This window comes from Actinomadura violacea, assembly GCF_017573465.1.
In the GTDB taxonomy this organism is placed as follows: Bacteria; Actinomycetota; Actinomycetes; order Streptosporangiales; family Streptosporangiaceae; genus Spirillospora; species Spirillospora violacea.
This window is the reverse complement of sequence record NZ_JAGEPF010000011.1, coordinates 1-21,955: the sequence shown is the minus strand read 5'-3', so window position 1 is coordinate 21,955 and position 21,955 is coordinate 1. Positions and strand designations below refer to the sequence as shown.

19 protein-coding genes are annotated in these 21,955 nt (G+C 73.3%); 8 read left to right on the top strand and 11 right to left on the bottom strand.

Annotated elements, in window-relative coordinates; translation table 11 throughout:
* Positions 1-2 precede the first annotated feature (2 nt).
* The 3 genes from J4709_RS18280 to J4709_RS18270 all read left to right on the top strand — a co-directional run bounded on the left by J4709_RS18280 (position 3) and on the right by J4709_RS18270 (position 5,354).
* Complete coding sequence (locus J4709_RS18280; RefSeq protein WP_208242745.1) at positions 3-833, top strand: amino acid ABC transporter ATP-binding protein; 831 nt, start codon at positions 3-5, stop codon at positions 831-833.
* An 80-nt stretch (positions 834-913) separates the two neighbouring features.
* A complete protein-coding gene (gene glnA2 / locus J4709_RS18275) occupies positions 914-2,275 on the top strand; it encodes a gamma-glutamylpolyamine synthetase GlnA2 (RefSeq protein ID WP_208242300.1) in 1,362 nt (453 codons plus the stop codon).
* A gap of 19 nt (positions 2,276-2,294) precedes the next feature.
* Positions 2,295-5,354 (top strand): bifunctional [glutamine synthetase] adenylyltransferase/[glutamine synthetase]-adenylyl-L-tyrosine phosphorylase, encoded by a 3,060-nt coding sequence (locus tag J4709_RS18270; protein ID WP_208242298.1) that lies wholly within the window; start codon positions 2,295-2,297, stop codon positions 5,352-5,354.
* A gap of 73 nt (positions 5,355-5,427) precedes the next feature.
* Here the strand turns inward: J4709_RS18270 and J4709_RS18265 are convergent, their stop codons facing one another.
* The gene (locus J4709_RS18265; protein ID WP_307801334.1) at positions 5,428-6,234 is read right to left on the bottom strand and encodes a phosphatase PAP2 family protein; all 807 of its coding nucleotides are present in this window, start codon (positions 6,232-6,234) and stop codon (positions 5,428-5,430) included.
* 317 nt (positions 6,235-6,551) lie between these two features.
* Here J4709_RS18265 and J4709_RS18260 point away from each other — a divergent pair, with 317 nt between their 5' ends.
* Positions 6,552-8,114 (top strand): alpha/beta hydrolase, encoded by a 1,563-nt coding sequence (locus tag J4709_RS18260; protein WP_208242296.1) that lies wholly within the window; start codon positions 6,552-6,554, stop codon positions 8,112-8,114.
* 23 nt (positions 8,115-8,137) lie between these two features.
* Here J4709_RS18260 and J4709_RS18255 read toward each other — a convergent pair whose 3' ends face one another.
* Positions 8,138-8,530, bottom strand: coding sequence for an OsmC family protein (locus tag J4709_RS18255; protein WP_208242294.1), 393 nt, complete (start codon positions 8,528-8,530; stop codon positions 8,138-8,140).
* Between the two features lie 99 nt (positions 8,531-8,629).
* Positions 8,630-10,804, bottom strand: a complete 2,175-nt coding sequence (locus J4709_RS54760) for a DEAD/DEAH box helicase (RefSeq protein WP_269757344.1) — start codon at positions 10,802-10,804, stop codon at positions 8,630-8,632.
* Positions 10,805-10,869: 65 nt separating this feature from the next.
* On the opposite strand from J4709_RS54760, the gene J4709_RS55615 reads away from it, so the two are divergent.
* Positions 10,870-12,228 (top strand): carboxypeptidase regulatory-like domain-containing protein, encoded by a 1,359-nt coding sequence (locus J4709_RS55615; protein WP_208242291.1) that lies wholly within the window; start codon positions 10,870-10,872, stop codon positions 12,226-12,228.
* Between the two features lie 12 nt (positions 12,229-12,240).
* Here the strand turns inward: J4709_RS55615 and J4709_RS18240 are convergent, their stop codons facing one another.
* A complete protein-coding gene (locus J4709_RS18240) occupies positions 12,241-12,816 on the bottom strand; it encodes a TetR/AcrR family transcriptional regulator (protein WP_208242290.1) in 576 nt (191 codons plus the stop codon).
* A gap of 85 nt (positions 12,817-12,901) precedes the next feature.
* Between J4709_RS18240 and J4709_RS18235 the strand changes: the two genes are divergently transcribed.
* Positions 12,902-13,732, top strand: a complete 831-nt coding sequence (locus tag J4709_RS18235) for an NAD(P)H-binding protein (RefSeq protein ID WP_208242289.1) — start codon at positions 12,902-12,904, stop codon at positions 13,730-13,732.
* A gap of 55 nt (positions 13,733-13,787) precedes the next feature.
* Here J4709_RS18235 and glnA read toward each other — a convergent pair whose 3' ends face one another.
* Positions 13,788-15,212: a type I glutamate--ammonia ligase gene (gene glnA / locus J4709_RS18230; RefSeq protein WP_208242288.1), complete on the bottom strand. Its 1,425-nt coding sequence runs from the start codon at positions 15,210-15,212 to the stop codon at positions 13,788-13,790.
* Positions 15,213-15,389: 177 nt separating this feature from the next.
* Between glnA and J4709_RS18225 the strand changes: the two genes are divergently transcribed.
* Positions 15,390-15,875 (top strand): RDD family protein, encoded by a 486-nt coding sequence (locus J4709_RS18225; protein ID WP_208242287.1) that lies wholly within the window; start codon positions 15,390-15,392, stop codon positions 15,873-15,875.
* 69 nt (positions 15,876-15,944) lie between these two features.
* On the opposite strand, the gene J4709_RS18220 is transcribed toward J4709_RS18225, so the two are convergent.
* Positions 15,945-16,640 carry a DUF4191 domain-containing protein gene (locus tag J4709_RS18220; RefSeq protein ID WP_208242285.1) on the bottom strand — a complete coding sequence of 232 codons (696 nt, stop codon included), beginning with the start codon at positions 16,638-16,640 and terminating at the stop codon, positions 15,945-15,947.
* Positions 16,641-16,727: 87 nt separating this feature from the next.
* Complete coding sequence (gene lipA / locus J4709_RS18215; RefSeq protein ID WP_208242284.1) at positions 16,728-17,657, bottom strand: lipoyl synthase; 930 nt, start codon at positions 17,655-17,657, stop codon at positions 16,728-16,730.
* Positions 17,658-17,874: 217 nt separating this feature from the next.
* Between lipA and J4709_RS18210 the strand changes: the two genes are divergently transcribed.
* On the top strand, positions 17,875-18,372 hold the full coding sequence (locus tag J4709_RS18210; protein ID WP_232383702.1) for a DUF1877 family protein: 498 nt from the start codon (positions 17,875-17,877) through the stop codon (positions 18,370-18,372).
* Between the two features lie 41 nt (positions 18,373-18,413).
* On the opposite strand, the gene lipB is transcribed toward J4709_RS18210, so the two are convergent.
* The 4 genes from lipB to sucB form a co-directional block, all read right to left on the bottom strand.
* Complete coding sequence (gene lipB / locus J4709_RS18205; protein ID WP_372442117.1) at positions 18,414-19,136, bottom strand: lipoyl(octanoyl) transferase LipB; 723 nt, start codon at positions 19,134-19,136, stop codon at positions 18,414-18,416.
* Positions 19,137-19,185: 49 nt separating this feature from the next.
* On the bottom strand, positions 19,186-19,923 hold the full coding sequence (locus J4709_RS18200; RefSeq protein WP_208242279.1) for a Type 1 glutamine amidotransferase-like domain-containing protein: 738 nt from the start codon (positions 19,921-19,923) through the stop codon (positions 19,186-19,188).
* A gap of 121 nt (positions 19,924-20,044) precedes the next feature.
* On the bottom strand, positions 20,045-20,932 hold the full coding sequence (locus tag J4709_RS18195; protein WP_208242278.1) for a TIGR01777 family oxidoreductase: 888 nt from the start codon (positions 20,930-20,932) through the stop codon (positions 20,045-20,047).
* 163 nt (positions 20,933-21,095) lie between these two features.
* Positions 21,096-21,955: 2-oxoglutarate dehydrogenase, E2 component, dihydrolipoamide succinyltransferase (gene sucB / locus J4709_RS18190; RefSeq protein ID WP_208242277.1), on the bottom strand; the 860-nt coding region annotated here is incomplete at its 5' end.

Here is a 21,955-nt window from a genome sequence, read left to right as displayed (position 1 = left end):
TCATGGACAAGGACACCGGCTGGGCGGCCGGCGCCGGCCGGGCCGTCGAGATCAGCGGGCTGCGCAAGTCGTTCGGCTCCAACGAGGTGCTGCGCGGCATCGACTTCCACGTCGAGCGCGGCGAGGTGGTGTGCGTCATCGGCCCGTCCGGGTCGGGCAAGTCGACGCTGCTGCGCTGCGTGAACCTGCTGGAGGAGCCGACCGCGGGCACCGTCCGGGTCGTCGGCGCCGAGATCACCGACCGCGACGTCGACATCGACGCGGTGCGCCGCCGGATCGGCATGGTGTTCCAGTCGTTCAACCTGTTCCCGCACCTCACCGCGCTCGGGAACGTGACGATCGCGCAGCGCAAGGTGCTGAAGCGGGGCAAGGCCGAGGCCGAGCGGATCGCCCGCGAGAACCTGGAGCGGGTCGGGCTCGCCGACAAGGTGGACGCCTATCCGGGCAAGCTGTCCGGCGGGCAGCAGCAGCGCGTGGCGATCGCCCGCGCGCTGGCGATGGGCCCCGAGGTGATGCTGTTCGACGAGCCGACGTCGGCGCTGGACCCCGAGCTCGTCGGCGACGTCCTCGGCGTCATGCGCGGCCTCGCCGAGGCGGGGATGACCATGCTGGTCGTCACGCACGAGATGTCGTTCGCGCGCGAGGTCGCCGACCGGGTCGTGTTCATGGACGGCGGCGTGGTCGTCGAGGAGGGCCCGCCGGCGCGGGTGATCTCCGATCCGGAGCACGAGCGGACCCGGGCGTTCCTGTCCCGGGTGCTCGATCCGGCGGCCGCCCGCGTGGAAGGTTCCGGTCCGTCGGATAAGTTCGGTTCTGACGAGGCGAACGCGTAACGTCGCGGTAACAGCGTCCGGGCATACTGCAAGCTGGGCCGGACAGTGCGGCCGGCACCGCTTCACCGAGGGAGAGGGCTTTGGACCGTCAGCAGGAGTTCGTGCTCCGCACGCTGGAGGAGCGCGACATCCGGTTCATCCGGCTGTGGTTCACCGACGTGCTCGGGTTCCTGAAGTCGGTGGCCGTGGCGCCCGCCGAGCTGGAGGGCGCCTTCGGCGAGGGCATCGGCTTCGACGGCTCGGCGATCGAGGGCTTCGCGCGGGTGTACGAGGCCGACATGATCGCCAAGCCCGACCCGTCCACCTTCCAGGTGCTGCCGTGGCGCTCGGAGTCGCCCGGCGTCGGCCGGATGTTCTGCGACATCCTGATGCCGGACGGCACGCCGAGCTTCGCCGACCCGCGGTACGTGCTGAAGCGCGCACTGGCCCGCGCCGCCGACCTCGGGTTCACCTTCTACACCCATCCCGAGATCGAGTTCTTCCTGCTCAACGACAAGCCGGAGGACGGCAGCGAGCCCGAGCCGGCGGACGCGGGCGGCTACTTCGACCACACCCCGCACAGCGCCGCGCACGACTTCCGGCGCAACGCGATCATGATGCTGGAGGCGATGGGCATCTCGGTGGAGTTCAGCCACCACGAGGGCGCCCCCGGCCAGCAGGAGATCGACCTGCGGTACGCCGACGCCCTCACCACCGCCGACAACATCATGACGTTCCGGCTGGTGATGAAGGAGGTCGCGCTCGACCAGGGCGTGCACGCCACGTTCATGCCGAAGCCGTTCACCGAGCACCCCGGCTCCGGCATGCACACCCACATGTCGCTGTTCGAGGGCGACCGCAACGCCTTCTTCGAGCCGGGCGCGGAGTACAAGCTCTCCAAGGTCGGCCGCGCGTTCATCGCGGGCCTGCTGCGGCACTCCGCCGAGATCACCGCGGTGTGCAACCAGTGGGTCAACTCCTACAAGCGGCTGTGGGGCAACGTCGGCTCCGCGGCGGGCGCCGGGGGAGAGGCCCCGTCCTACATCTGCTGGGGCCACAACAACCGGTCGGCGCTCATCCGGGTGCCGATGTACAAGCCGCAGAAGGGCCACTCGACCCGCATCGAGTTCCGGTCGCTGGACACCGCCGCCAACCCCTACCTGGCGTTCGCGGCGATCCTCGGCGCCGGCCTCAAGGGCATCGAGGAGGGCTACGAGCTGCCGCAGGGCGCCGAGGACGACGTGTGGGCGCTCACCCCCGCCGAGCGGCGCGCCCTCGGCATCGAGCCGCTGCCGCAGAACCTCGACGAGGCCGTCCACGCGATGGAGCGCAGCGAGCTGATGGCGGACGTCCTCGGCGAGCACGTGTTCGACTTCTTCCTGCGCAACAAGCGCCAGGAGTGGGAGGACTACCGCCGGCAGGTCACCGAGTTCGAGCGCAAGAGGCTGCTGGCGGTCCTCTGACCGGAATACGGTGGGGACCGTGAGCGAGCCGTGGACCTCCGACCGCCGCCGTCCGTCCCTCGCCGGCCGGCTGGCGCGGCTCGGGTTCACCGACGCGGGACGCGCCGAGCGGCTGCTGGCGGAGGCCGAGCGGGACGCCGGCGCGGCGGTCGGTGACGACCTCCTCGACGCGCTGGGCGGCACCGCCGACCCCGACCTCGCGCTGAACGGCCTGCTGCGGGTGCTCGCGTCCGCCGCGGAGCGGGGCGTCGCCGAAGAGCTGCGGGCGGCGCTGCACGGGGAGCCGGGCACCCGGGAGCGGATCGCCGCCGTCCTCGGGGTGAGCGACGCGCTCGCCGACCACCTCGTCCGGCATCCCGAGCACTGGCGGGTCCTGCGCGACGACGGGGCGCCGGGCGAGCCGGGCCGGCCGGGACGCCCGTCGGCGGCCGTCCTGCACGCCGGGCTGCTGGAGGCGGTCGGCGCCGACCCGTCCGCCGAGGACCCGGTGGCGTCCGGCGCGGGCCCCGAGGCGCTCGTCGCGCTGCGCGCCGCGTACCGGGCGCGGGTGCTGTCGCTGGCGGGCCGCGACCTGATCGGCGCCGCGGACGTGGCGGAGGTCGCCGTGGAGCTGGCCGACCTCGCCGCCGCCGCGCTGGAGGCGGGCCTCGCGATCGCCCGCGCGGAGGTCGAGGGGCACGCCGCCTGCCGGCTCGCGGTGATCGGGATGGGCAAGTGCGGCGGCCGCGAGCTGAACTACGTCAGCGACGTCGACGTGATCTTCGTGGCGGAGGCGCGCGAAGGTGCGGACGAGGACGCCGCCCTGCGCACCGCGACCCGGCTGGCCTCGGCGATGATGCGGGCCTGCTCCGCCTCGACGGAGGAGGGCGCGCTTTGGGAGGTGGACGCGGCGCTGCGTCCCGAGGGCAAGGCCGGCCCCCTCGTGCGGACCCTCGCCAGCCACCGCGCCTACTACGAGCGGTGGGCCAAGACCTGGGAGTTCCAGGCGCTGCTGAAGGCCCGCCCCATCGCCGGGGACCCGGGGCTCGGCGCCCGGTACATGGACGCGATCACCCCGATCGTCTGGAAGGCCGCCGAGGGGGAGGGCTTCGTCCAGGACGTCCAGGACATGCGGCGCCGCGTCGAGAAGGACCTGGACCGCCGCACCGGCGACTCCGAGCGGCAGCTCAAGCTCGGCCCCGGCGGCCTGCGCGACGTCGAGTTCGCCGTGCAGCTGCTGCAGCTCGTGCACGGCCGCGCCGACGCGACGCTGCGCAGCCCGGGCACCCTGGACGCGCTCGCCGAGCTGTCCCAGGGCGGCTACGTCGGGCGCGACGACGCGGCCGCGCTGACCTCGGCGTACCGGTTCCTGCGGCGCGTCGAGCACCTGATCCAGCTGCACCACCTGCGCCGCACCCACCTCGTCCCCGACGACGAGGCGGACCTGCGGCGCCTCGGCCGCGCCCTCGGGCTGCGCACCGACCCGGTCGGGGAGTTCACCGCGCTGTGGCGGCGGCACGCCCGGGAGGTCCGCCGCATCCACGAGAAGCTGTTCTACCGGCCGCTGCTGCGCGCCGTGGCGCGGCTCCCCGGGGAGGAGGCCCGGCTCACCCCGGAGGCCGCCCGCACCCGGCTGGAGGCCCTCGGCTACGCCGACCCGGCGGGCGCCCTGCGGCACATCGAGGCGCTCACCTCGGGGGTGTCGCGGCGCGCCGCGATCCAGCGGACGCTGCTGCCGGTGATGCTCGGCTGGTTCGCCGACGCGCCCGACCCCGACGCCGGGCTGCTGGGGTTCCGGAAGGTCAGCGACGCGCTCGGCACCACGCCGTGGTACCTGCGGCTGCTGCGCGACGAGGTGAGCGTCGCCGAGCGGATGGCCTGCCTGCTCGGGTCCAGCCGGTACGCCACGGACCTGCTGCTGCGCGCGCCGGAGGCGGTCGCGCTGCTCGGCAGCACCGACGGGCTCCGGCCGCGCCCGCACGAGGCGCTGCGGGCCGAGATGCTCGCCGCGGTCCGCCGGCACGCCGAGGGCGGCGGCCCGGCGGAGGAGGCGGTCGCGGTCGTGCGCGGGCTGCGCCGCCGCGAGCTGTTCCGCGTGTCGGCCGCCGACCTGCTCGGCCTCGCCGACGTGGAGACGGTCGGGACGGCGCTCACCGACATCGCCGCCGTCACGGTCGAGGCCGCGCTGCGCGCCGCCGTCAGCAAGATCGAGATGGAGGCGCGGGCGCCGCTGCCGACCCGGGTCGCGGTGGTCGCGATGGGCCGGTTCGGCGGCCACGAGCTCGGCTACGGCAGCGACGCCGACGTGATGTTCGTGCACGACCCCTGCCCCGGCGCCGAGGAGCGGGCCGCGGGCCGCGCCGCGCACGCCGTCGCCGAGGAGTTGCGCCGGCTGCTCGCGCTGCCCGCGCCGGACCCGCCGCTGGACATCGACCCGAACTTGCGCCCGGAAGGGCGCCAGGGGCCGCTCGTGCGCACCCTCGCCTCGTACGCGGCGTACTACCGGCGCTGGTCGCAGCCGTGGGAGGCGCAGGCGCTGCTGCGCGCCGACCCCGTGATCGGCGACCCGGGGCTGTGCGAGCGGTTCCGCGCGCTGATCGACCCGATCCGCTGGCCGGAGGACGGCGTCGGCGAGGACGCGCTGCGCCAGATCAGGACGCTGAAGGCGCGGATGGAGTCGGAGCGGCTGCCGCGCGGCGTGGACCGCAGGCTGCACATCAAGCTCGGCCCGGGCGGCCTGTCGGACGTGGAGTGGGTCGCGCAGCTGCTGCAGCTGCGGCACGCGCACGCGGTCCCGGCGCTGCGCACCACCCGGACCCTCGCGGCCCTGGAGGCGGCGGCGGACGCGGGGCTGCTGGACCGCGACGACGCGCAGGTGCTGGCGGACGCGTGGTGCCTGGCGACCCGGATCCGCGGCTCGCTCATGCTGGTGCGGGGCCGCGCGTCGGACCTGCTGCCGACCGACCACCACCGCGAGCGCACCGCCGTCAGCAGCGTCCTCGGCTATCCGGGGGCCGGCGACCTGCTGGAGGACTACCAGCGGCACGCCCGCCGCGCCCGCGCGGTCGTGGAGCGCGTGTTCTACGGCGCCGAGGACTGACCGCGGGGCCGTCCTGCCGGCCATGCCGTTCCGGGCGCGGGTGATCCGGGCCCGGCGGCCGGCCGGGCCCGGATCAGCAGCGTGATCCCGACGCGGCTCCGGCGGCCGAGTCGGCGCGGCGGGCGCCGTGCGGGTGCCGGATCCGCTGGACGGCCTTGTCCCGCAGGTCGATGACCGGCTGCGGGCAGCGGGTGTAGAGCAGCCAGGCGACACCGAGCGATCCGCCGATCAGCGCCATCCCGATCACCGCGTCCAGCACGTAGTGGTTGGCTGTCGACAGGATCACGAACACCGTGGTGGCGGGGTAGATCACGCCGAGCACCTTCGCCCACCGCTGCGAGACGAACTTGACCAGCACGAACCCGCACCACAGCGCCCAGCCGGCGTGCATCGACGGCATCGCCGCGTACTGGTTGGTGAGGCTGCCGGACGCGTCGCTGGAGTACAGCCCGAAGGAGTGCAGGTAGGTCACCGGGTCGACGAACCCGGCGCTGTGCAGGAACCGCGGCGGCGCGAGCGGGTACAGCCAGAAGCCGATCAGCGCGAGCGCGGTCGCCGCCATGATCCCGGTGCGCAGCCAGCGGTACTCCCGCGGCCGGTACCGGTACAGCCAGACGACGACCAGCGCCGTCAGGATGAAGTGCATGGTGGCGTAGAACATGTTGGCGGTGCGGGCGAGCCACGGCACGTTGATCAGCGTCTTGTTCAGGCCCAGTTCCACGTCCAGGCCCAGCAGCTTCTCCGCGTGCAGGATCTGGTAGGCGTGCGTGAAGGCGGGGCCGGTGCCGTCCTGGACGAGGACGATGCGCGTCAGCGTATAGCCCGTGTAGAAGAGCACGAGCAGGAGCAGCTCGCGCCACACCGGCGGCGCCGTGAGCACCCGGGGCCGCCTCGTCGCGGCACTGCGTCGCTCACCGCGGCCGGTGTCGGACCGGCCTCGGCGCTCTGCTGGGGGGGCGGAATGAGCCATGCTACCTATCTTTGCCTCGCGGCCCCCAGTTGAGATCACCGCCGCGAATGGTCTTCGTCTCAGACCTGAGTAGTACGACCCCGACGCGGCATCCGGACTTTCGGGGGAGGGGCCCCTGAGGTGCCGGGGTCCTGCCTCCGTATGGAGCCTGTGAACTTGATCAGGAATCAGCATAGGAGGCGTTGGGTAGATCACGATCGGCCCCCCACGAACGAGCGGGGGGACGAATGGCGTTGATCGGGTCCATACCCGGCATTACGACGGCAAGCACGGCGACGCTGGCCGCTTTCGGACTGATCTCGTGCTCCGGATGGGCGGACGGCCCGGACGGATCGGCGGCCGTCCGCGCGGCCGCCGCCGTGACCGGCGGGACCGTCCCGAAGCCGGCGTGGAGGCCCTGCACCGGCCTCCCGGCCCCCGACCCGGGCGTCTCGCAGGCCCGGTACCGGTGCGCGACCCTGGACGTCCCCCTGGACTACGCGCACCCGTCCTCCGGGACGATCGGCATCGCGCTGATGAAGATCCCGGCGAAGGGCCCCGGCCGCCGGATCGGGTCGCTGCTGTTCAACTTCGGCGGGCCGGGCGGCGACGGCGTCGACACCCTCGCCCAGGCCGCGCCGCAGTACGCGACCCTCAACGCCCGCTACGACCTGGTCGGCTTCGACCCGCGCGGCGTCGGCCGCAGCGCCCCGGTCACCTGCGTGGACGACCGGACCATGGACCAGATCACCGCCGAGGACGACACGCCCGACACGCCCGCCGAGGAGACCGCCTACCTCGCGCGGCGCGCGTCCTACGCCAAGGCGTGCGAGGCGAGGTCGGGCAGGCTGCTGCCCTACGTCGGGACGCTCAGCGCCGCCCGCGACCTGGACGCGATCCGCGAAGCCGTCGGCGACGCCAAGTTGAACTACTTCGGGATCTCCTACGGCACCTGGCTCGGCGGGAACTACGCCCACCAGTTCCCCGGTGACGTCGGGCGCGCCGTCCTGGACGGGGCCGTCGACACCCGGCTGAACACCGCCGACCTGGGACTCCAGCAGGCCGCCGGGTTCCAGCGCGCCCTGGTCGACTTCGGCGCGGCCTGCGCGAAGCTCGGCGCGAAGTCGTGCCCGCTCGGCGGCGACGGCGAGTCCGTCGCGGCGGCCACCGGGAAGATCCTCGCCGGCCTCGACCGCAAGCCGCTGAAGACGTCCGGAGGCCGCAGGCTCACCCAGAGCCTCGGCGACACCGGCGCCGCCGCCGCCCTCTACAGCAAGCAGGCGTGGCCCTACCTCGCCCAGGGGCTCGTCGACGCCGTCAAGCGGCACGACGGGACGCTGCTGCTGATGCTCGCGGACCTGCAGAACGGCCGCGAGTCCAGTGGCGCCTACGGCAATCTGACGGCCGCGAACACCGCGATCACCTGCGCGGACGGCACCGACCGCTACACCGCCGCCGACGTCCGGCGGCTGATGCCGGCGTTCCGCAAGGCGTCCCCGGTCTTCGGGCCGTCGATGGCGTGGGGCCTGCTGCAGTGCACGGGGTGGCCCGTCAAGGGCGACGACGCGGCGCGCGAGGTGTCCGCGCCGGCCGCCGCGCCGATCCTGGTCGTCGGCAACACCGGCGACCCCGCCACCCCGTACGCGTGGGCGGCCGCGCTGGTGAAGTCGCTCGGCGGGAGCGCCGCGCTCCTCACCCTCAAGGGGGAGGGGCACGGCGCGTACGACACCGGCGACCCCTGCGTCCGCCGCGTCGTGGACTCCTACCTGCTGGACGGGCTGCTCCCGGCGGCCGGCGCGACGTGCGGCTGACCCCGGCGCCGGCCGGCAGGCCGTCAGACGATCTGGTCGATCTTCATCGGCTCCTTCAGCGCGTTCCCGACCGTGCAGTACCGGTCGTGGACGCGCTTGGCGACGGCCTTCAGGACGTCCTCGGCCTTGTCGTCGCCCTCGGGGAGATCGACGTCGTAGGTGACCGTGATCGTGCCCAGCCTGCTGGTCTCCACCTTCTCCGCCTGGACGGTCGCGGCGAGCCGCGCCATCCGGTGCCCGCGCTGCGCCGTCAGCGGCTCCACGGTGACGAGCTCGCAGCCGCCGAGCGCCGCCAGCAGCAGCTCGACCGGCGTGAACGCGCCCTCGGTGTCCCCGTCCCCGATGGCGACGCGGGCGCCCCGCCCGTTGACGGCCTGGAACCCGTCCTCGGTGCGCTCCACCCTGACCTCGGCCATGTCATCCCCTTTGCTCCTCGGCGGCCCGGACCGGGCCCGCCTGCCCGAACGCGCCGGACACCGCGGATCTTCCCGCGGACGCCGCGCCCGATCCCGTTCTCACGGCGCCGTCCCGAGCCTTTCCTGCTCCTCCTGGACGATCTGCCGCGCGAGGGCCTGCTCGGACACGTCCACCGCGTCCGGCGTGCGCTCCGCGAGGTCGCTGCGGCGCGCGTACTCGTCGAACAACCGTGCCTTGCCCCGCAGGATCCGGAGCATCCGCTCGTCCACCCCGTGCGGGGTGAGCAGCCGGTGGACGTGGACGGTGCGGGCCTGCCCCATGCGGTGCGCGCGGGCGATCGCCTGCTCCTCCATCGTCGGCTTCACCTGCGGCTCGCAGATGATCACGATGGAGGCGGCCTGGAGGTTCAGCCCGACGCCGCCCGCCTGGATCTGCGCGAGCAGCACCGCGTGCCCCGGCTCGGTGGTGAAGTCGTCCACCAGCCGCTGGCGGTGCGCCGCGGGCATCGACCCGGAGATCGGCCCGCGCGCGGCGGGACCCACCATCAGCTCGACGGCCGCCAGCACGTCCCGGAAGTAGGAGAACACCACGACCTTCAGGCCGGTGCGGGCCGCCTCGTCGACCAGCTCGGTGAGCCGCGCCAGCTTCGCCGACCGCTTCGGGTCGGCGTACGCGGCGCGCCGCATCGCCATGAAGTTGCCGTCCGCGACGGCCTGCCGGTAGGCGGCCTCGTCCGCGACGCTGAACTCCTCCCACTCCTCGATCTCCTGCACCTCGGGCAGCTCGACCAGCACGTCCTGCTGGTTGCGGCGCAGGTACGCGGGCGCGACCGCCTGCCGGAACGCGCGCGGGCCCACCGCCGCGTCGCTCGGCCTGACCGACGCGGCGAGGTCCGGCCGCAGGTACCCGACCAGGCTGCGGAACTCCTCGACGCGGTTCTCCATCGGCGTGCCGGTGAGGAACAGCACCCGCTCCACCCGCGCGCACCACGCCGCCACCGCCTTCGCCCGCCGCGTCTCCGGGTTCTTGGCGTAGTGCGCCTCGTCCACCACGACCATCGCGACGGGGACCTCGTCCGGGACGTCCAGCGCGTGCAGCGTGTCGAGGGTGGTCACCGCGATGCCGCCCGCGCCCGCCCATTCCGCGAGCGCCGCCGCCCGCCCCGGCCCGTGCACGGGGCGCGCCGCGAGCCGGCTGCGGTCCTCGATCTCCCGCACCCAGTTGATCATCACGCTGGCCGGGCACGCCACCAGGAAGTGCGTCGCCCCCTCCGCGCGCAGGTGCGCGATCGCCGCGATCGCCTGGACCGTCTTCCCGAGCCCCATCTCGTCGCCGAGGATCACCCGGCGCTGGACGAGCGCGAACCGCGCCCCGAACGACTGGTAGCCGCGCAGCGACACCCGCCGGTACGTCTCGTCCAGCGGCTGCGCCTTGACCCGCGCGGCGAGATCGTCCGGCAGGAACCCCTCGGCCGCCGCCCGCTCGGGCTCGACGGCCGCCAGCTCCGCCAGCAGCGTCTGGTAGTCCGACCCGCGCAGCTCGTAGTCGATCCACGCCTCGTCCGCGGACGCGGCGGGACGCAGCAGGTCCACCGACGCCTGCGAGATCACCAGGTGCGCCTCGCGCGCCTGTCCGGCCGCCTCCGCCAGTTCGGCGACGGCCCGGCGGGCGCGTTCCCGGCGCGCCGGACCCGCGAAGACCCGCCGCCACCACGACGCCGCCGGCCGCGCGTCGCGCACCAGCGGGGCCAGCCGCGCCGCCAGCTCGTCGGCCGCCTTGCGGGCGCGCGGCAGGTCGGGGCCCGCGTTCACCAGCCGGTGCAGCGCCACGACCAGCGCGGTCGTCGCCGGATCGCGGCGCCCGGCGTCGATCCGGATCCCCGCCGCCCGCTCCGCCGCCTCGGCCAGGCTGTGCGCCGCCGCGTGGATCTGCGCCGCCGTCTGCGGCCCGACCCCGGGGATCAGCTGGAGCCGGTACTGCGTGGCGTCCAGGACGTCCAGGACGGTGGTCATCCCCGCCTGCTCGAGCGGCGTCAGGCGCAGCCGCCCGTCCGTCACGTCCTTCAGCCGCGCGACGGGGATCGTCGCCAGCTGCGCGCGCCCGGCCTCCGCCCGCAGCGGCGCCAGCGCCTCGTGCACCTCCGCGACCGCGCGCCGGTGGTCGGCGGCCAGCGCCAGCGCGGCGTCCAGCAGGGCACGACCGTCCCGCAGGGCCTCCCCGGCCTCGCCCGCCATCCCGCCCGCCGTTCCCTCCGCCGCGATCTCCCGGCACATGATGCCAGCGCCGCGCCCGTGCTTCGCCCGGGTGGAACCCGTTCCGTCCAGAAAGGTCCCCGAGCGTGACCGACGACCGCGAGGACGAGCCGACCCTGCTCATGTCGCTGGCCGGCAGCCTGTGGTTCCCGCTGCTGTTCTTCTTCGGCTTCCTGATCTGCTACATGCTGCCGTTCCACTCCCCGGCGCCCCACGACGTGCGCGTCGCCGTGTCGCCGCCCGCGGTCGCGGAGAGGCTCGGCCCGGCGCTCGGCAAGCAGGCGCCCGGCGCGTTCGAGGTCATCCCCGTCAAGGACGCGTCCGCCGCCCGCAAGAAGATCCTCAGCCGCGAGGCCGTTGCCGCCTACAGCGTCGAAGGCCCCGCCCAGGCCACCCTCTACATCGCCAAGGCCGACGGCACCTTCCTCGAACAGGCCGCCACCAGCACCTTCACCGCCGTCGCGAAACAGGGCGGGCAGACCATCCGGACCGTCGAACTCGTCCCCACCGCCAAGGGCGACCTCACCGGCACCGGCCTGTTCTACCTCGCCATGGCCTGGAACATCGCCCCCTACATCGCCGTCATGATGCTGATGCGCGCCGTCACCGTCAGCCGCCGCGTCAAAGTGCTCACCCTCGCCGCCATGGGCGCGTTCATGGCCGTCGTCGGCTTCTACGTCGCCCTCGCCATGGACGTCGTCCCCAACGACCCCGTCGCCATCGCCTACGGCTTCCTCATCACCCAGGCCGTCGCCCAGTTCACCTACGGCCTCGTCCCGTTCGTCCGCCAGTTCATCCCCGGCGTCGCGATCACCCTGTTCGTGCTGCTGTCCATCCCGTCCAGCGGCGGCGCCATCCCGTACCAGCTCGTCCCCGGCTTCTTCCGCGCGCTGCACCCCGTCATGCCCCTCGGCAACCTCCTGGACGCCCTGCACGGCATCTTCTACTTCGACTACGAGGGGCTCCTGCGGCCCACCCTCGTCCTGTGCGGCTGGGCCGCCGCCGGCTTCGCCCTGGTCGGCGTCGGCGCCTACCTCCAGCACCGCAAGGCCGCCCAGGCCGAGGCCGGCGCGGCCCCCGAGGAGGAGGTGGTCGAGGACCCCACCTTCGAGGCGCCCCTCCCGCACCCCGTCAGCCCCGCCCACCACGAGCACTTCGGCGACGTGATCCCCGGCCTCGTCGGGGCCGTCCGCACCACCTCCGGCGAGCCCGTCGCCGACGCCCTGGTCACCGTCCTCGCCACCGGCGGCCGCCAGCTCATGCGGACCCGCACCGACGACGAGGGCCGCTACGCCGCCGCCGGCCTCCCCGAGGACTTCGTCACCGTCCTCCTGCTCGCCCGGGGCCACACCCCCGCCGTCGCCCGCGTGCTGCTGACCGCCGGCCGCACCCACCGCCAGGACTTCGTCATCGACGCCCCCGTCCACGGCGCCCACCCCGCCTGAAACGGGGCGGTCTCAAGACGAGGTGGCGGCGTCGAGGATGAGTTCGGCCAGGCGGCGGGCGCGCCGGGCCGGGCCGTCGGCGCCGAGGGCCTGGACGGACGCGTAGGCGCCCTCGAAGGCCAGCGCCAGCTGGTCGGCGACGGCCTGGGGATCGGCGACGCCGGCGGACGCAGCCAGTTCGGCGAAGCGGGCGCGGACCCACCGCTTCGTGCCTGCGGCGGCCTGGTGGGCGGGGTGGGCGGAGTCGGGGAGTTCGGCGAGCGCCATGAGGAACGGGCAGCCGCGGCACCGGTCGGGCCGGATCTGCTCGGTCTGCTCGTCGAACAGCGCGAGGATCCGGGCGCGCGCGGGCCGGTCCTCGTCACCCGCGGTGGTCTCGAACCATTCCTTGTAAAGGCCATCCGCGCGGGTGACGTAGGCGGTGATCAGGTCGTCCTTGGACGCGAACAGCCGGTAGAGGGTGGTGGGAGCGACGCCCGCCGCGGCCGCGATCCTGTCCACGCCGACGCCCCTGATGCCCTGCCAGTAGAACAGGTCGTGGGCGACCTCCAAGAGGCGCTCCCGTGTCTCGGCGGCGCTGCGGCGCATCACCGGACCCCTTGCCGAATCCGACGCATGCGCCTAGCGTACCGGCTTGTTAGGGAACGTTCCCTAACAAGAGGGGAGTGCGGGGATGTTCTTCGTCACGGGCGGGACGGGCAACGTGGGACGCGAGGTCGCGGCGGCGCTGGCGGCCGGCGGGGAACCGGTGCGGGCGCTGACGCGGGGCGAGGCTCCGGCGGACGCGCCGGACGGCGTCGAGTACGTCACCGGCGACCTGAACAAGCCCGAGACCCTCACACCGGCCCTGCAGGGCGCGCGCGGGCTGTTCCTGCTGCCCGGCTACGCGGGGATGGCCGAACTCCTCGCCGAGGCGGGACGCGCCGGGGTCGCGCACGTGGTGCTGCTGTCGGGGTCCTCGGCGGAATCGGGCGACCTGACCAACGCCGTCAGCCGCTACATGATCGAGTCGGAGGCGGCCGTCACGGAGTCGGAGCCCGCCTGGACGATCGTGCGGCCAAGCGGGTTCATGTCCAACACGTTCGAATGGATCCCGCAGCTCAACGCCGGTGACGTGGTGCGCGCGCCGTTCGCGCGGGTGCCGATCGCGGTGATCGACCCGGCCGACATCGGGGCCGTCGCGGCGGCCGCGCTGCTGCGGGGCAGCCACCACGGCCGGGTCCTCCGCGTCACCGGGCCGGAGCCGCTGCGGCCCGCCGACCGGCTGCGGATCCTCGGCGGCGTGCTGGGCCGCGACCTGCGGCTGGACGCCCAGCCCGACGACGAGGCCCGCGCGGAGATGCTCCAGCGCATGCCCGAGCCGTACGTGGACGCCTTCTTCGACTTCTACGTCGCCGGCTCGCTGGACGAATCGGTCGTCACCACCACCGTCCGCGACGTGACGGGCCGTCCGCCCCGCACGTTCGAGCAGTGGGCCGCCGCCCACGCCGCGTCCTTCGCCTGACCCCGGGAACGCGGAAGGCCCGCGAGGCGTCCTCGCGGGCCTTCCACAACGACGATCACACGTCGTAGTAGAGCTCGAACTCGTGGGGGTGGGGGCGCAGGCGGATCGGGTCGATCTCGAACTCGTTCTTCATCGCGATGTAGGTCTCGATGAGGTCCGGGGTGAACACGCCGCCCTCGAGCAGGTAGTCGTGGTCGGCCTCCAGGGCCGCCAGGACGGCGGGCAGCGAGCCGGGGACCTGCGGGATCGAGCGGGCCTCCTCCGGGGGCAGCTCGTAGAGGTCCTTGTCGATCGGCTCGGCCGGCTCGATCTTGTTCTTGATGCCGTCCAGGCCCGCCATCAGCATCGCCGAGAAGGCGAGGTAGGGGTTGCAGGACGGGTCCGGGACGCGGAACTCGATGCGCTTGGCCTTGGGGTTCGAGCCGGTGATCGGGACGCGGATGCACGCCGACCGGTTGCGCTGCGAGTAGACCAGGTTGACCGGCGCCTCGAAGCCCGGGACGAGCCGGTGGTAGCTGTTGACCGTCGGGTTCGTGAAGGCCAGCAGGGACGGGGCGTGCCGGAGCAGGCCGCCGATGTAGTGCCGCGCGGTGTCCGACAGGCCCGCGTAGCCGACCTCGTCGTAGAACAGCGGCGCGCCGTCCTTCCACAGCGACTGGTGGACGTGCATGCCCGACCCGTTGTCACCGAAGATCGGCTTCGGCATGAACGTCACGGTCTTGCCGGCCGCCCGCGCCACGTTCTTGACGATGTACTTGTACAGCAGCAGGTTGTCGGCGGACTTCAGCAGCGTGTCGAAGCGCACGCCGATCTCCGACTGGCCCGCGGTGCCGACCTCGTGGTGCTGCAGCTCGACCTCGATGCCGGAGGCGAGCAGCTGCGTCGCCATCTCCGAGCGCAGGTCGGTGTAGTGGTCCATCGGCGGGACGGGGAAGTAGCCGCCCTTGTAGGGGGGCTTGGCGCCGAGGTTGCCGCCGGGCTCCTCCCGGCCGGTGTTCCAGGCGCCCTCCACCGAGTCGAGGAAGTAGTAGCCGGCGTTCTGCTTGGTCTCGAAGCGGACGTCGTCGAAGATGTAGAACTCCGCCTCGGGCCCGCAGTAGGCGGTGTCGGCGATGCCGGTGCCGCGCAGGTAGTCCTGCGCCTTCCGGGCGACGTTGCGCGGGTCGCGGCTGTAGGGCTCGCCGGTCAGCGGGTCGTGCACGAAGAAGTTCAGGATCAGCGTCTTGTGCTGGCGGAACGGGTCCAGGACGGCCGTGGCCGGGTCCGGGAGCAGCAGCATGTCGGACTCGTGGATCTCCTGGAACCCGCGGACCGACGAGCCGTCGAACATCATCCCGTCTTCGAAGGCGCGCCGCCCGAAGTTCCCGGTCGGGATCGTGACGTGCTGCATCTTGCCCGGCAGGTCAACGAACCGGCAGTCGACGAACTTGACGTCCTCGTTCTCGAGATAGCTCAGGACCTCTTCGGCGCTGCTGAACATCCGGCCTCCTCGGTGCGCTTTTCGGGCATCTCGCAGGTTACGGCAGGGCCGTTTCCCGGCCGTGTCCCATATGTTTCGGCTGTGTTACGCGGGCGCCGTCGCGTCCTGCTCCACCGTGCTCCCTCCCCAGGGGGAGCCGGGTCGGAACCCGCCGGGGGAGCGGATAGCGTAGAGGCCATGAGCGGTGGTAAAGAGCAGCAGGCCGCACGGCCGCGATGGACGCAGACGTGGCTGACGGGGGCGCGCTCCGCCGGCGCCGACCTCGGGCGCCCCGGTGAGCGGCTGGGCCTGCCGGCGAGCGGGAGCGGCGCCATCGCCTCCTACGGCCGCCGGCTGCTCGCGCTGTTCATCGACTGGGGGCTGTCGACGCTGGTCGCGAGCGGCCTCGCGCGCGCGCTGGACTGGTCGGCGCCGCAGCGCAGCCTGTGGACGCTGGTGATCTTCGGGATCCAGGCGTGGCTGCTGACCGCGACGCTCGGCACCACGATCGGCAAGCGGCTGTGCGGCATCCGGGTCGTGCGGCTGGACGGGCGGCCCGTCGGGTTCCTCATGGGGTTCGCCCGGTCGCTCCTGCTGCTGCTCGTCCTGCCGGCGCTGATCTGGGACCGCGACTACCGCGGCATGCACGACCGCGCGTCCAACACCGCCGTCGTGCACAACTGACCGGGCCGGGAAAAGAAAAGGCCGGGGAAAAGGAAAGCGCCCCCGAAGGGGCGCTTCATCGCGGGACGGTCACCGCATCTTCGGCTTGGGGCCCTTCGGCATCTTCGCGCCCTTGGGGATCGGGCCCTTCGGCATCTGCATGGAGCGGGGCAGCGCCTGGAGCCGGTCGTTCAGCTCCGCGACCTGCGCCTTGGTGAGGTTGCGGGGCAGCTTCATCAGGTGCCGCTGCAGCTTGCCGACGGCGATCTGCTCCTCGTCGTCGCCGACCTGCACGTCGTAGATCGGCACCTGCTGCGCGGCGCGGGAGATCCGCTTCTTCTCCGCGCCCAGCAGCTGACCGACCCGGTTGCGGGGCCCCTCGGAGACGAGGATGACGCCGGGGCGGCCGACGACCCGGTGCACCATGTCGAGGTTGCGGTTGCCGCTGACGGCCTCGGTGACCGTCCAGTCACCGCGCATGTTCTTCAGCACGGCCGCGGCCGCGCCGGGCTGCCCCTCGATCACCTTGTACTGCGCGCGCTGCGCCAGCTGGCCGAAGACGATCAGGCCGACGGCGGCGCCGGCGAGGATGCCCAGCGGGACGAAGAACCACAGCCGGCCGATCACCAGCCCGATCACGATGACGACGATCAGGGTGCCGAGCGCCGACGCGGCGACGATCGGAAGGGCCTTAGGGTCGGCCTGGCGGAGCACCTGGGCGACCATGCGGATCTGCTTGAGGCGGCCCGGACGCTCCTGGCTCCCGTCCGCGGGCGTTTTCGACATGAACCCAAGAATAGTCGGCCGAGACCCCCGCCCCGACACCGTCCTCGCCCGGTGAAACGGACGCGAGGGCGGCGCGGGGGTGCGCAATCAGCTCTGCCGGGCCTCGACGGCCTGCTTGTAGAGGCGTCCGGCGCGGTAGCTGGAGCGGACGAGCGGCCCCGACATGACGCCCGCGAAGCCGATCTCCTCGGCCTCGGCGTTCAGCTCCACGAACTCCTCGGGCTTCACCCACCGCTCCACCGGGTGGTGGCGGGGGCTCGGCCGCAGGTACTGGGTGATCGTGATCAGCTCGCAGCCGGCCTCGTGCAGGTCGCGCAGCGCCGCCGAGACCTCCTCGCGGGTCTCGCCCATGCCGAGGATCAGGTTCGACTTGGTGACCAGGCCGTCCTCGCGGGCCTTGGTGATCACCTCGAGGGACCGCTCGTAGCGGAACCCGGGCCGGATCCGCTTGAAGATCCGCGGCACCGTCTCGACGTTGTGCGCGAGCACCTCCGGCCGGGACGAGAAGACCTCGGCGAGCTGCTCGGGGACCGCGTTGAAGTCGGGGATCAGCAGCTCGACGCCGCAGCCGGGCACGGCCGCGTGGATCTGCCGGACGGTCTCGGCGTACAGCCAGGCGCCGCCGTCCTCCAGGTCGTCGCGGGCCACGCCGGTGACGGTGGCGTACCTCAGGCCCATCGTCGCCACGGACTCGGCGACGCGGCGCGGCTCGTCGCGGTCGAACGCGGCGGGCTTGCCGGTGTCGATCTGGCAGAAGTCGCAGCGCCGGGTGCACTGGTCGCCGCCGATGAGGAAGGTGGCCTCGCGGTCCTCCCAGCATTCGAAGATGTTGGGGCAGCCCGCCTCCTGGCACACCGTGTGCAGGCCCTCGGACTTCACCAGGCCGATGAGCTCCCGGTACTGCGGGCCCATCTTCAGCCGGGTCTTGATCCATTCGGGCTTGCGCTCGATGGGGGTCTGGCTGTTGCGGGCCTCTACGCGCAGGAGCTTGCGCCCCTCAGGTGTCACCGTCGTCACCCGTTCAGGGTACGTCGCGATCAGCGCGCCGGCACATCGCGCCGGCGCCGCCCCCCGGTTAACGCACCCGTATCGGACCGATCTCGAACGTGTGACGTTAGCCCGCTCACACCGTTGATTCGCGTGTTTCGGCCCCAGGTCGCCGGCGGTTCTCTCTAGGGTGACTCCCTGTCGTCACGCAACAGCGTTCGCATGGAGGACCGCAGTGGGTCTGGCAATGTCGTACCTCAGGGTGCCGCCGGTACTGGAGGGGGAGGCCGACCCCGCCCGGATCGCCCGCCGCGTGTTCGGCGACCCGGACTGGCGGCGCCGGGTGCCCGTCGCGCCGCTGGACGTCGGCGGCGTGTGGCAGGCGCTGCACTACCTGGTGACCGGCGACCCGTGGGAGGGGCGCCAGCCCGAGGCGGACGCGGTGTGCGGCGGGCGGCTGCTCACCGAGGACGGCGCCGACGAGCTCGGCATGGACGTGATCTACCTGGCGCCGGACCGGGTGAAGCCGGCCGCCGACCACCTGGCCGCCACGCCGTTCGGCGGCGTCGCGGGCCGCTTCGCCCCGGCGGTGATGGTGCAGGCCGGGGTGCAGGACGCGGGCCGGATGGACGCCGCCGCCCGCGACCGCGTCCTGAAGCCGGCCTACGAGGCGCTGGTCGGCTACTTCCGGGCCGCGGCGGACGAGGGCCAGGCCCTGTACAAGGTGATGTTCCCGAACGCCTGAACGGCCTTCCAGGCGCCGTCCAGGCGTCGTCCAGGTGTCGGTTAGACGCCGAGTTGCGCCGTCGTGCGGTGGAAGGTCTCCCGGGCGCCGAGCTCGGCGGCGAGGTGGCGCTCCACCAGCGGGGTGACCTCGGCCACGGTGACGTCCCGGCCGACCTCGCGGCTGAGGTTGGTGGACGCGGCGTCCCGGATGCCGCACGGCACGATCTTGTCGAACCAGCCCATGTCGTTGTCGCAGTTCAGCATGAACCCGTGCATGGCGACACCGCGCGCGACCCGGATCCCGATCGAGCCGATCTTGCGGTCCGGGGTGCCGGGCACCCACAGCCCGCTGCGGCCCTCCACGGTGGTGGTCTCCAGGCCGAACTCGGCGCACACCGCCATCATCATCCGCTCGAGAAGCCGCACGTAGGACACGACGTCGGAGGGATCGGGCAGCCGCACGATCGGGTAGCCGGTGAGCTGCCCCGGGCCATGCCAGGTGATCTTGCCGCCGCGGTCGACGTCCACGACCGGGGCGCCGGGATCGCCGAACGGCCGGTCCAGGTCGCCGGTGCGCTTGCCCGCCGTGTACACCGGCTGGTGCTCCATCAGCAGGACGGTGTCGGGGACGGCGTCGTCCACGCGCAGCGCGTGCGTGCGTTTCTGCAGGTCCCAGCCGTCCAGGTAGGGGACGGCCGCGGTCCCGAAGCCCGCGTGGACGATCACCAGCCGGCCGGTCGCCGGCGCCTGCCCGGGGGGCGTCTCGGGTGCGGCCCCCCGCACGTCCAGATCACTCACGCCCGCCAGCCTATGCCGCCCGCCGACCGCTTCCTCAGAGGGACGCCAGCCGGCGGGGCTCCAGCCGCGTCTCCTTCGCGGTGCCGGGGCCGTCCGGCTCGACCCGGTACGCGCCGGCGTCCTGCTTGTACGACACCGCCTGGACGAACTCGGTGCCGACGTAGTGCAGGCCGACCGACTCGTCCGCCGCGTACCCGCCGGGCAGGGCGCCCTCGCCGATGAGCTGCTGGAGCAGCGGCCGGCGCTGCGGGTCGCTGTCGTAGTGCACGCCGCACGAGTACGGCAGGAAGCCCAGCCCGTCGGTCAGCGGCCGCAGCTGCGGCCCGAACGAGTCGGTGTTGCCGCCGACGTGCCAGCACAGCGCGCCCGCGCTCTGCCCGGACAGCACCACGCCCTCCTGCCACGCCTCCCGCATGATCTCGTCGAGGCCGTGCAGCCGCCACAGCGCCAGCAGGTTCGCGACGCTGCCGCCGGACACGTAGATCAGGTCCTGGGTGAGCAGGTGCGCGCGCATGTCGGCGACGCTCGGCATCGGGAACAGCGACAGGTGGCTGACCTCGGCGTCCAGCTGGGAGAACCCGGCGTAGAAGCGCGCGACGTACTCGGCGCCGTCGCCGACCGCCGTCGTCAGGAAGCACATCCGGGGGCGGTCCTGCCCGGTCAGGTCCAGCGCGTAGCGCATCAGCGGGCTCGGCGCGATGCCCTCCCGGCCGTCCGGGACGAACGTGCCCCCGCCGATGGCGAGGATGTGCGGCTGTCCGTCGGTGCTCATTCGCCCTCCTCGTCGGCAAGCTCTCTCAATGTCACCGTATGGCCACCGAACGGAATCGGCCGGGACTTTAGCGAATCTTGGTCTCGGTACGGCCGACCCGCGTCCGGCCGGGTCCGGGGCGCTACAGGACGGCGGCGAGCGCGGCGTCCACGTCCGGGTGCCGGAACCGGAACCCGGCGTGCTCCAGCCGCCGCGGCAGCACCCGCTGGCTGACCAGCGGTCCCTCGTCGGCGAAGTCGCGCAGCGCGGCGCGCAGCACCGCCTTCGGGACGGCCAGCCGCGCCGGACGGTGCAGCGCCCGGCCGAGCGCCGCGGTGTACGCGGCGTTGGTCACCGGGTCCGGCGCGGTCAGGTTCACCGGCCCCGACAGCTCGTGCTCGATCAGGAACCGCAGCGCCGCGACCTCGTCGGCGAGCGAGATCCAGCTCGTCCACTGCGTCCCGTCGCCGAGCCGTCCGCCGAGCCCGAGCCGGAACAGCGGCAGCGTCCGGCCGAGGATCCCGCCGCCGCGCGCCAGCACCACCCCGGTGCGCGGATGGACGACCCGGACCCCCGCCTCGCGCGCGGGCGCGGCGGCCGCCTCCCAGTCCCGCACGAGCGCGGCGAGGAACCCGGTGCCCATGGGCGTCTTCTCGTCGGCCTCCCGGTCGCCGGTGTCGCCGTAGAACCCGATCGCGGACCCGCACACCAGCACCGGCGGGCGGTGGCCCGCCGCGGCGATCGCCTCCGCGAGCGTGCGGGTGCCGTCGAGCCGGCTGTCCCTGATCCGGCGCTTGTACGCCTTCGTCCACGGCCGGTCGCCGACGCCGGCGCCCGCCAGGTGCACGACGGCGTCGGCGCCCTCCAGCGCCGCCGCCTCCACGCAGCCGTCGGCCGGGGACCAGCGCGCCTCGTCCGGCGCCGACGGCTCGCGGCGCACCAGCCGCACGACGTCGTGCCCGTCCTCCCGCAGCGCCCGCACCAGCGCCGATCCGATCAGGCCCGACGAGCCCGTCACGGTCACCCTCATGGCCCCACCCTACGGGGACGGCGCCAGCGAATGCTGAGATTCTCAACGCGGTCCCGTGTTTCCGCCGGGCCGTTCCCGGGCTTCCCCGGTACGCGCGGAACCCCGCCGCCCGCGTGGGGCGACGGGGTCCCGGGTGGAGACGGCGGCTCAGAGGCCGTGTGACTTAGAGGCCGAGGTCGGCCTCGAAGTTGCCCTCTTCCAGGCGGTGCTTGATGGTGCCGAGGAAGCGCGCGGCGTCGGCACCGTCGATGAGCCGGTGGTCGTAGGTCAGGGCGAGGTAGACCATGGACCGCACGGCGATGACCTCGCCCAGCTCCGGGTCGTCGATGACGGCGGGGCGCTTGACGACGGCGCCGGTGCCGAGCATGCCGACCTGCGGCTGGTTGAGGATCGGGGTGTCGAACAGCGCGCCGCGGCTGCCGGTGTTGGTGAGCGTGAACGTGCCGCCGGACAGCTCGTCCGGGTTCACCTTGTTGGTGCGGGTCCGGTCGGCGAGGTCGGCGATGCGCTGGGCGAGGCCGCCGAGGTTGAGCTGGCCGGCGTTGTGCACGACCGGGACCATCAGGCCGCGTTCGGGCACGTCGACGGCGATGCCGAGGTTCTCCACGTCGTGGTAGGTGACCTCGTTGGTCTCGCTGTCGATGACGGCGTTGACCTTCGGGTGCGCCTTGAGCGCCTCGATCGTGGCCAGGGCGAAGAACGGCAGGAACGACAGCTTGACGCCCTCGCGGGACTGGAAGTCGGCCTTGGCCTGCTCCCGCAGTCGCGCGATCTTGGTGATGTCGACCTCGACGACCGTGGTGAGCTGCGCCGACACCTGCAGCGACTCCACCATGCGGCGGGCGATGGTCTGCCGGATCCTGGACATCTTCTCGGTGCGTCCGCGCAGCGCGAGCTGCTCGGCGGGGGCGCCCTCGGGCGCCGGGGCCGCGTGCCTGCCGGCCGGACGCGCCGCGGCGGGGGCCGCGGGGGCCGGGGGGATCGGCAAGCGTCGGGGAGGGGAAGAGGGGTAAGGGTGGTGGA

Excerpts from the sequence above, each read along its gene's own strand:
- J4709_RS18280 (WP_208242745.1), top strand. The coding sequence starts at position 3 with ATGGACAAGGACACCGGCTGGGCGGCCGGCGCCGGCCGGGCCGTCGAG.
- J4709_RS18260 (WP_208242296.1), top strand. The coding sequence starts at position 6,552 with ATGGCGTTGATCGGGTCCATACCCGGCATTACGACGGCAAGCACGGCG.
- J4709_RS18255 (WP_208242294.1), bottom strand. The coding sequence starts at position 8,530 with ATGGCCGAGGTCAGGGTGGAGCGCACCGAGGACGGGTTCCAGGCCGTC.
- J4709_RS54760 (WP_269757344.1), bottom strand. The coding sequence starts at position 10,804 with ATGTGCCGGGAGATCGCGGCGGAGGGAACGGCGGGCGGGATGGCGGGC.
- J4709_RS18240 (WP_208242290.1), bottom strand. The coding sequence starts at position 12,816 with ATGCGCCGCAGCGCCGCCGAGACACGGGAGCGCCTCTTGGAGGTCGCC.
- J4709_RS18235 (WP_208242289.1), top strand. The coding sequence starts at position 12,902 with ATGTTCTTCGTCACGGGCGGGACGGGCAACGTGGGACGCGAGGTCGCG.
- glnA (WP_208242288.1), bottom strand. The coding sequence starts at position 15,212 with ATGTTCAGCAGCGCCGAAGAGGTCCTGAGCTATCTCGAGAACGAGGAC.
- J4709_RS18225 (WP_208242287.1), top strand. The coding sequence starts at position 15,390 with ATGAGCGGTGGTAAAGAGCAGCAGGCCGCACGGCCGCGATGGACGCAG.
- J4709_RS18220 (WP_208242285.1), bottom strand. The coding sequence starts at position 16,640 with ATGTCGAAAACGCCCGCGGACGGGAGCCAGGAGCGTCCGGGCCGCCTC.
- J4709_RS18210 (WP_232383702.1), top strand. The coding sequence starts at position 17,875 with ATGTCGTACCTCAGGGTGCCGCCGGTACTGGAGGGGGAGGCCGACCCC.
- J4709_RS18200 (WP_208242279.1), bottom strand. The coding sequence starts at position 19,923 with ATGAGCACCGACGGACAGCCGCACATCCTCGCCATCGGCGGGGGCACG.
- J4709_RS18195 (WP_208242278.1), bottom strand. The coding sequence starts at position 20,932 with ATGAGGGTGACCGTGACGGGCTCGTCGGGCCTGATCGGATCGGCGCTG.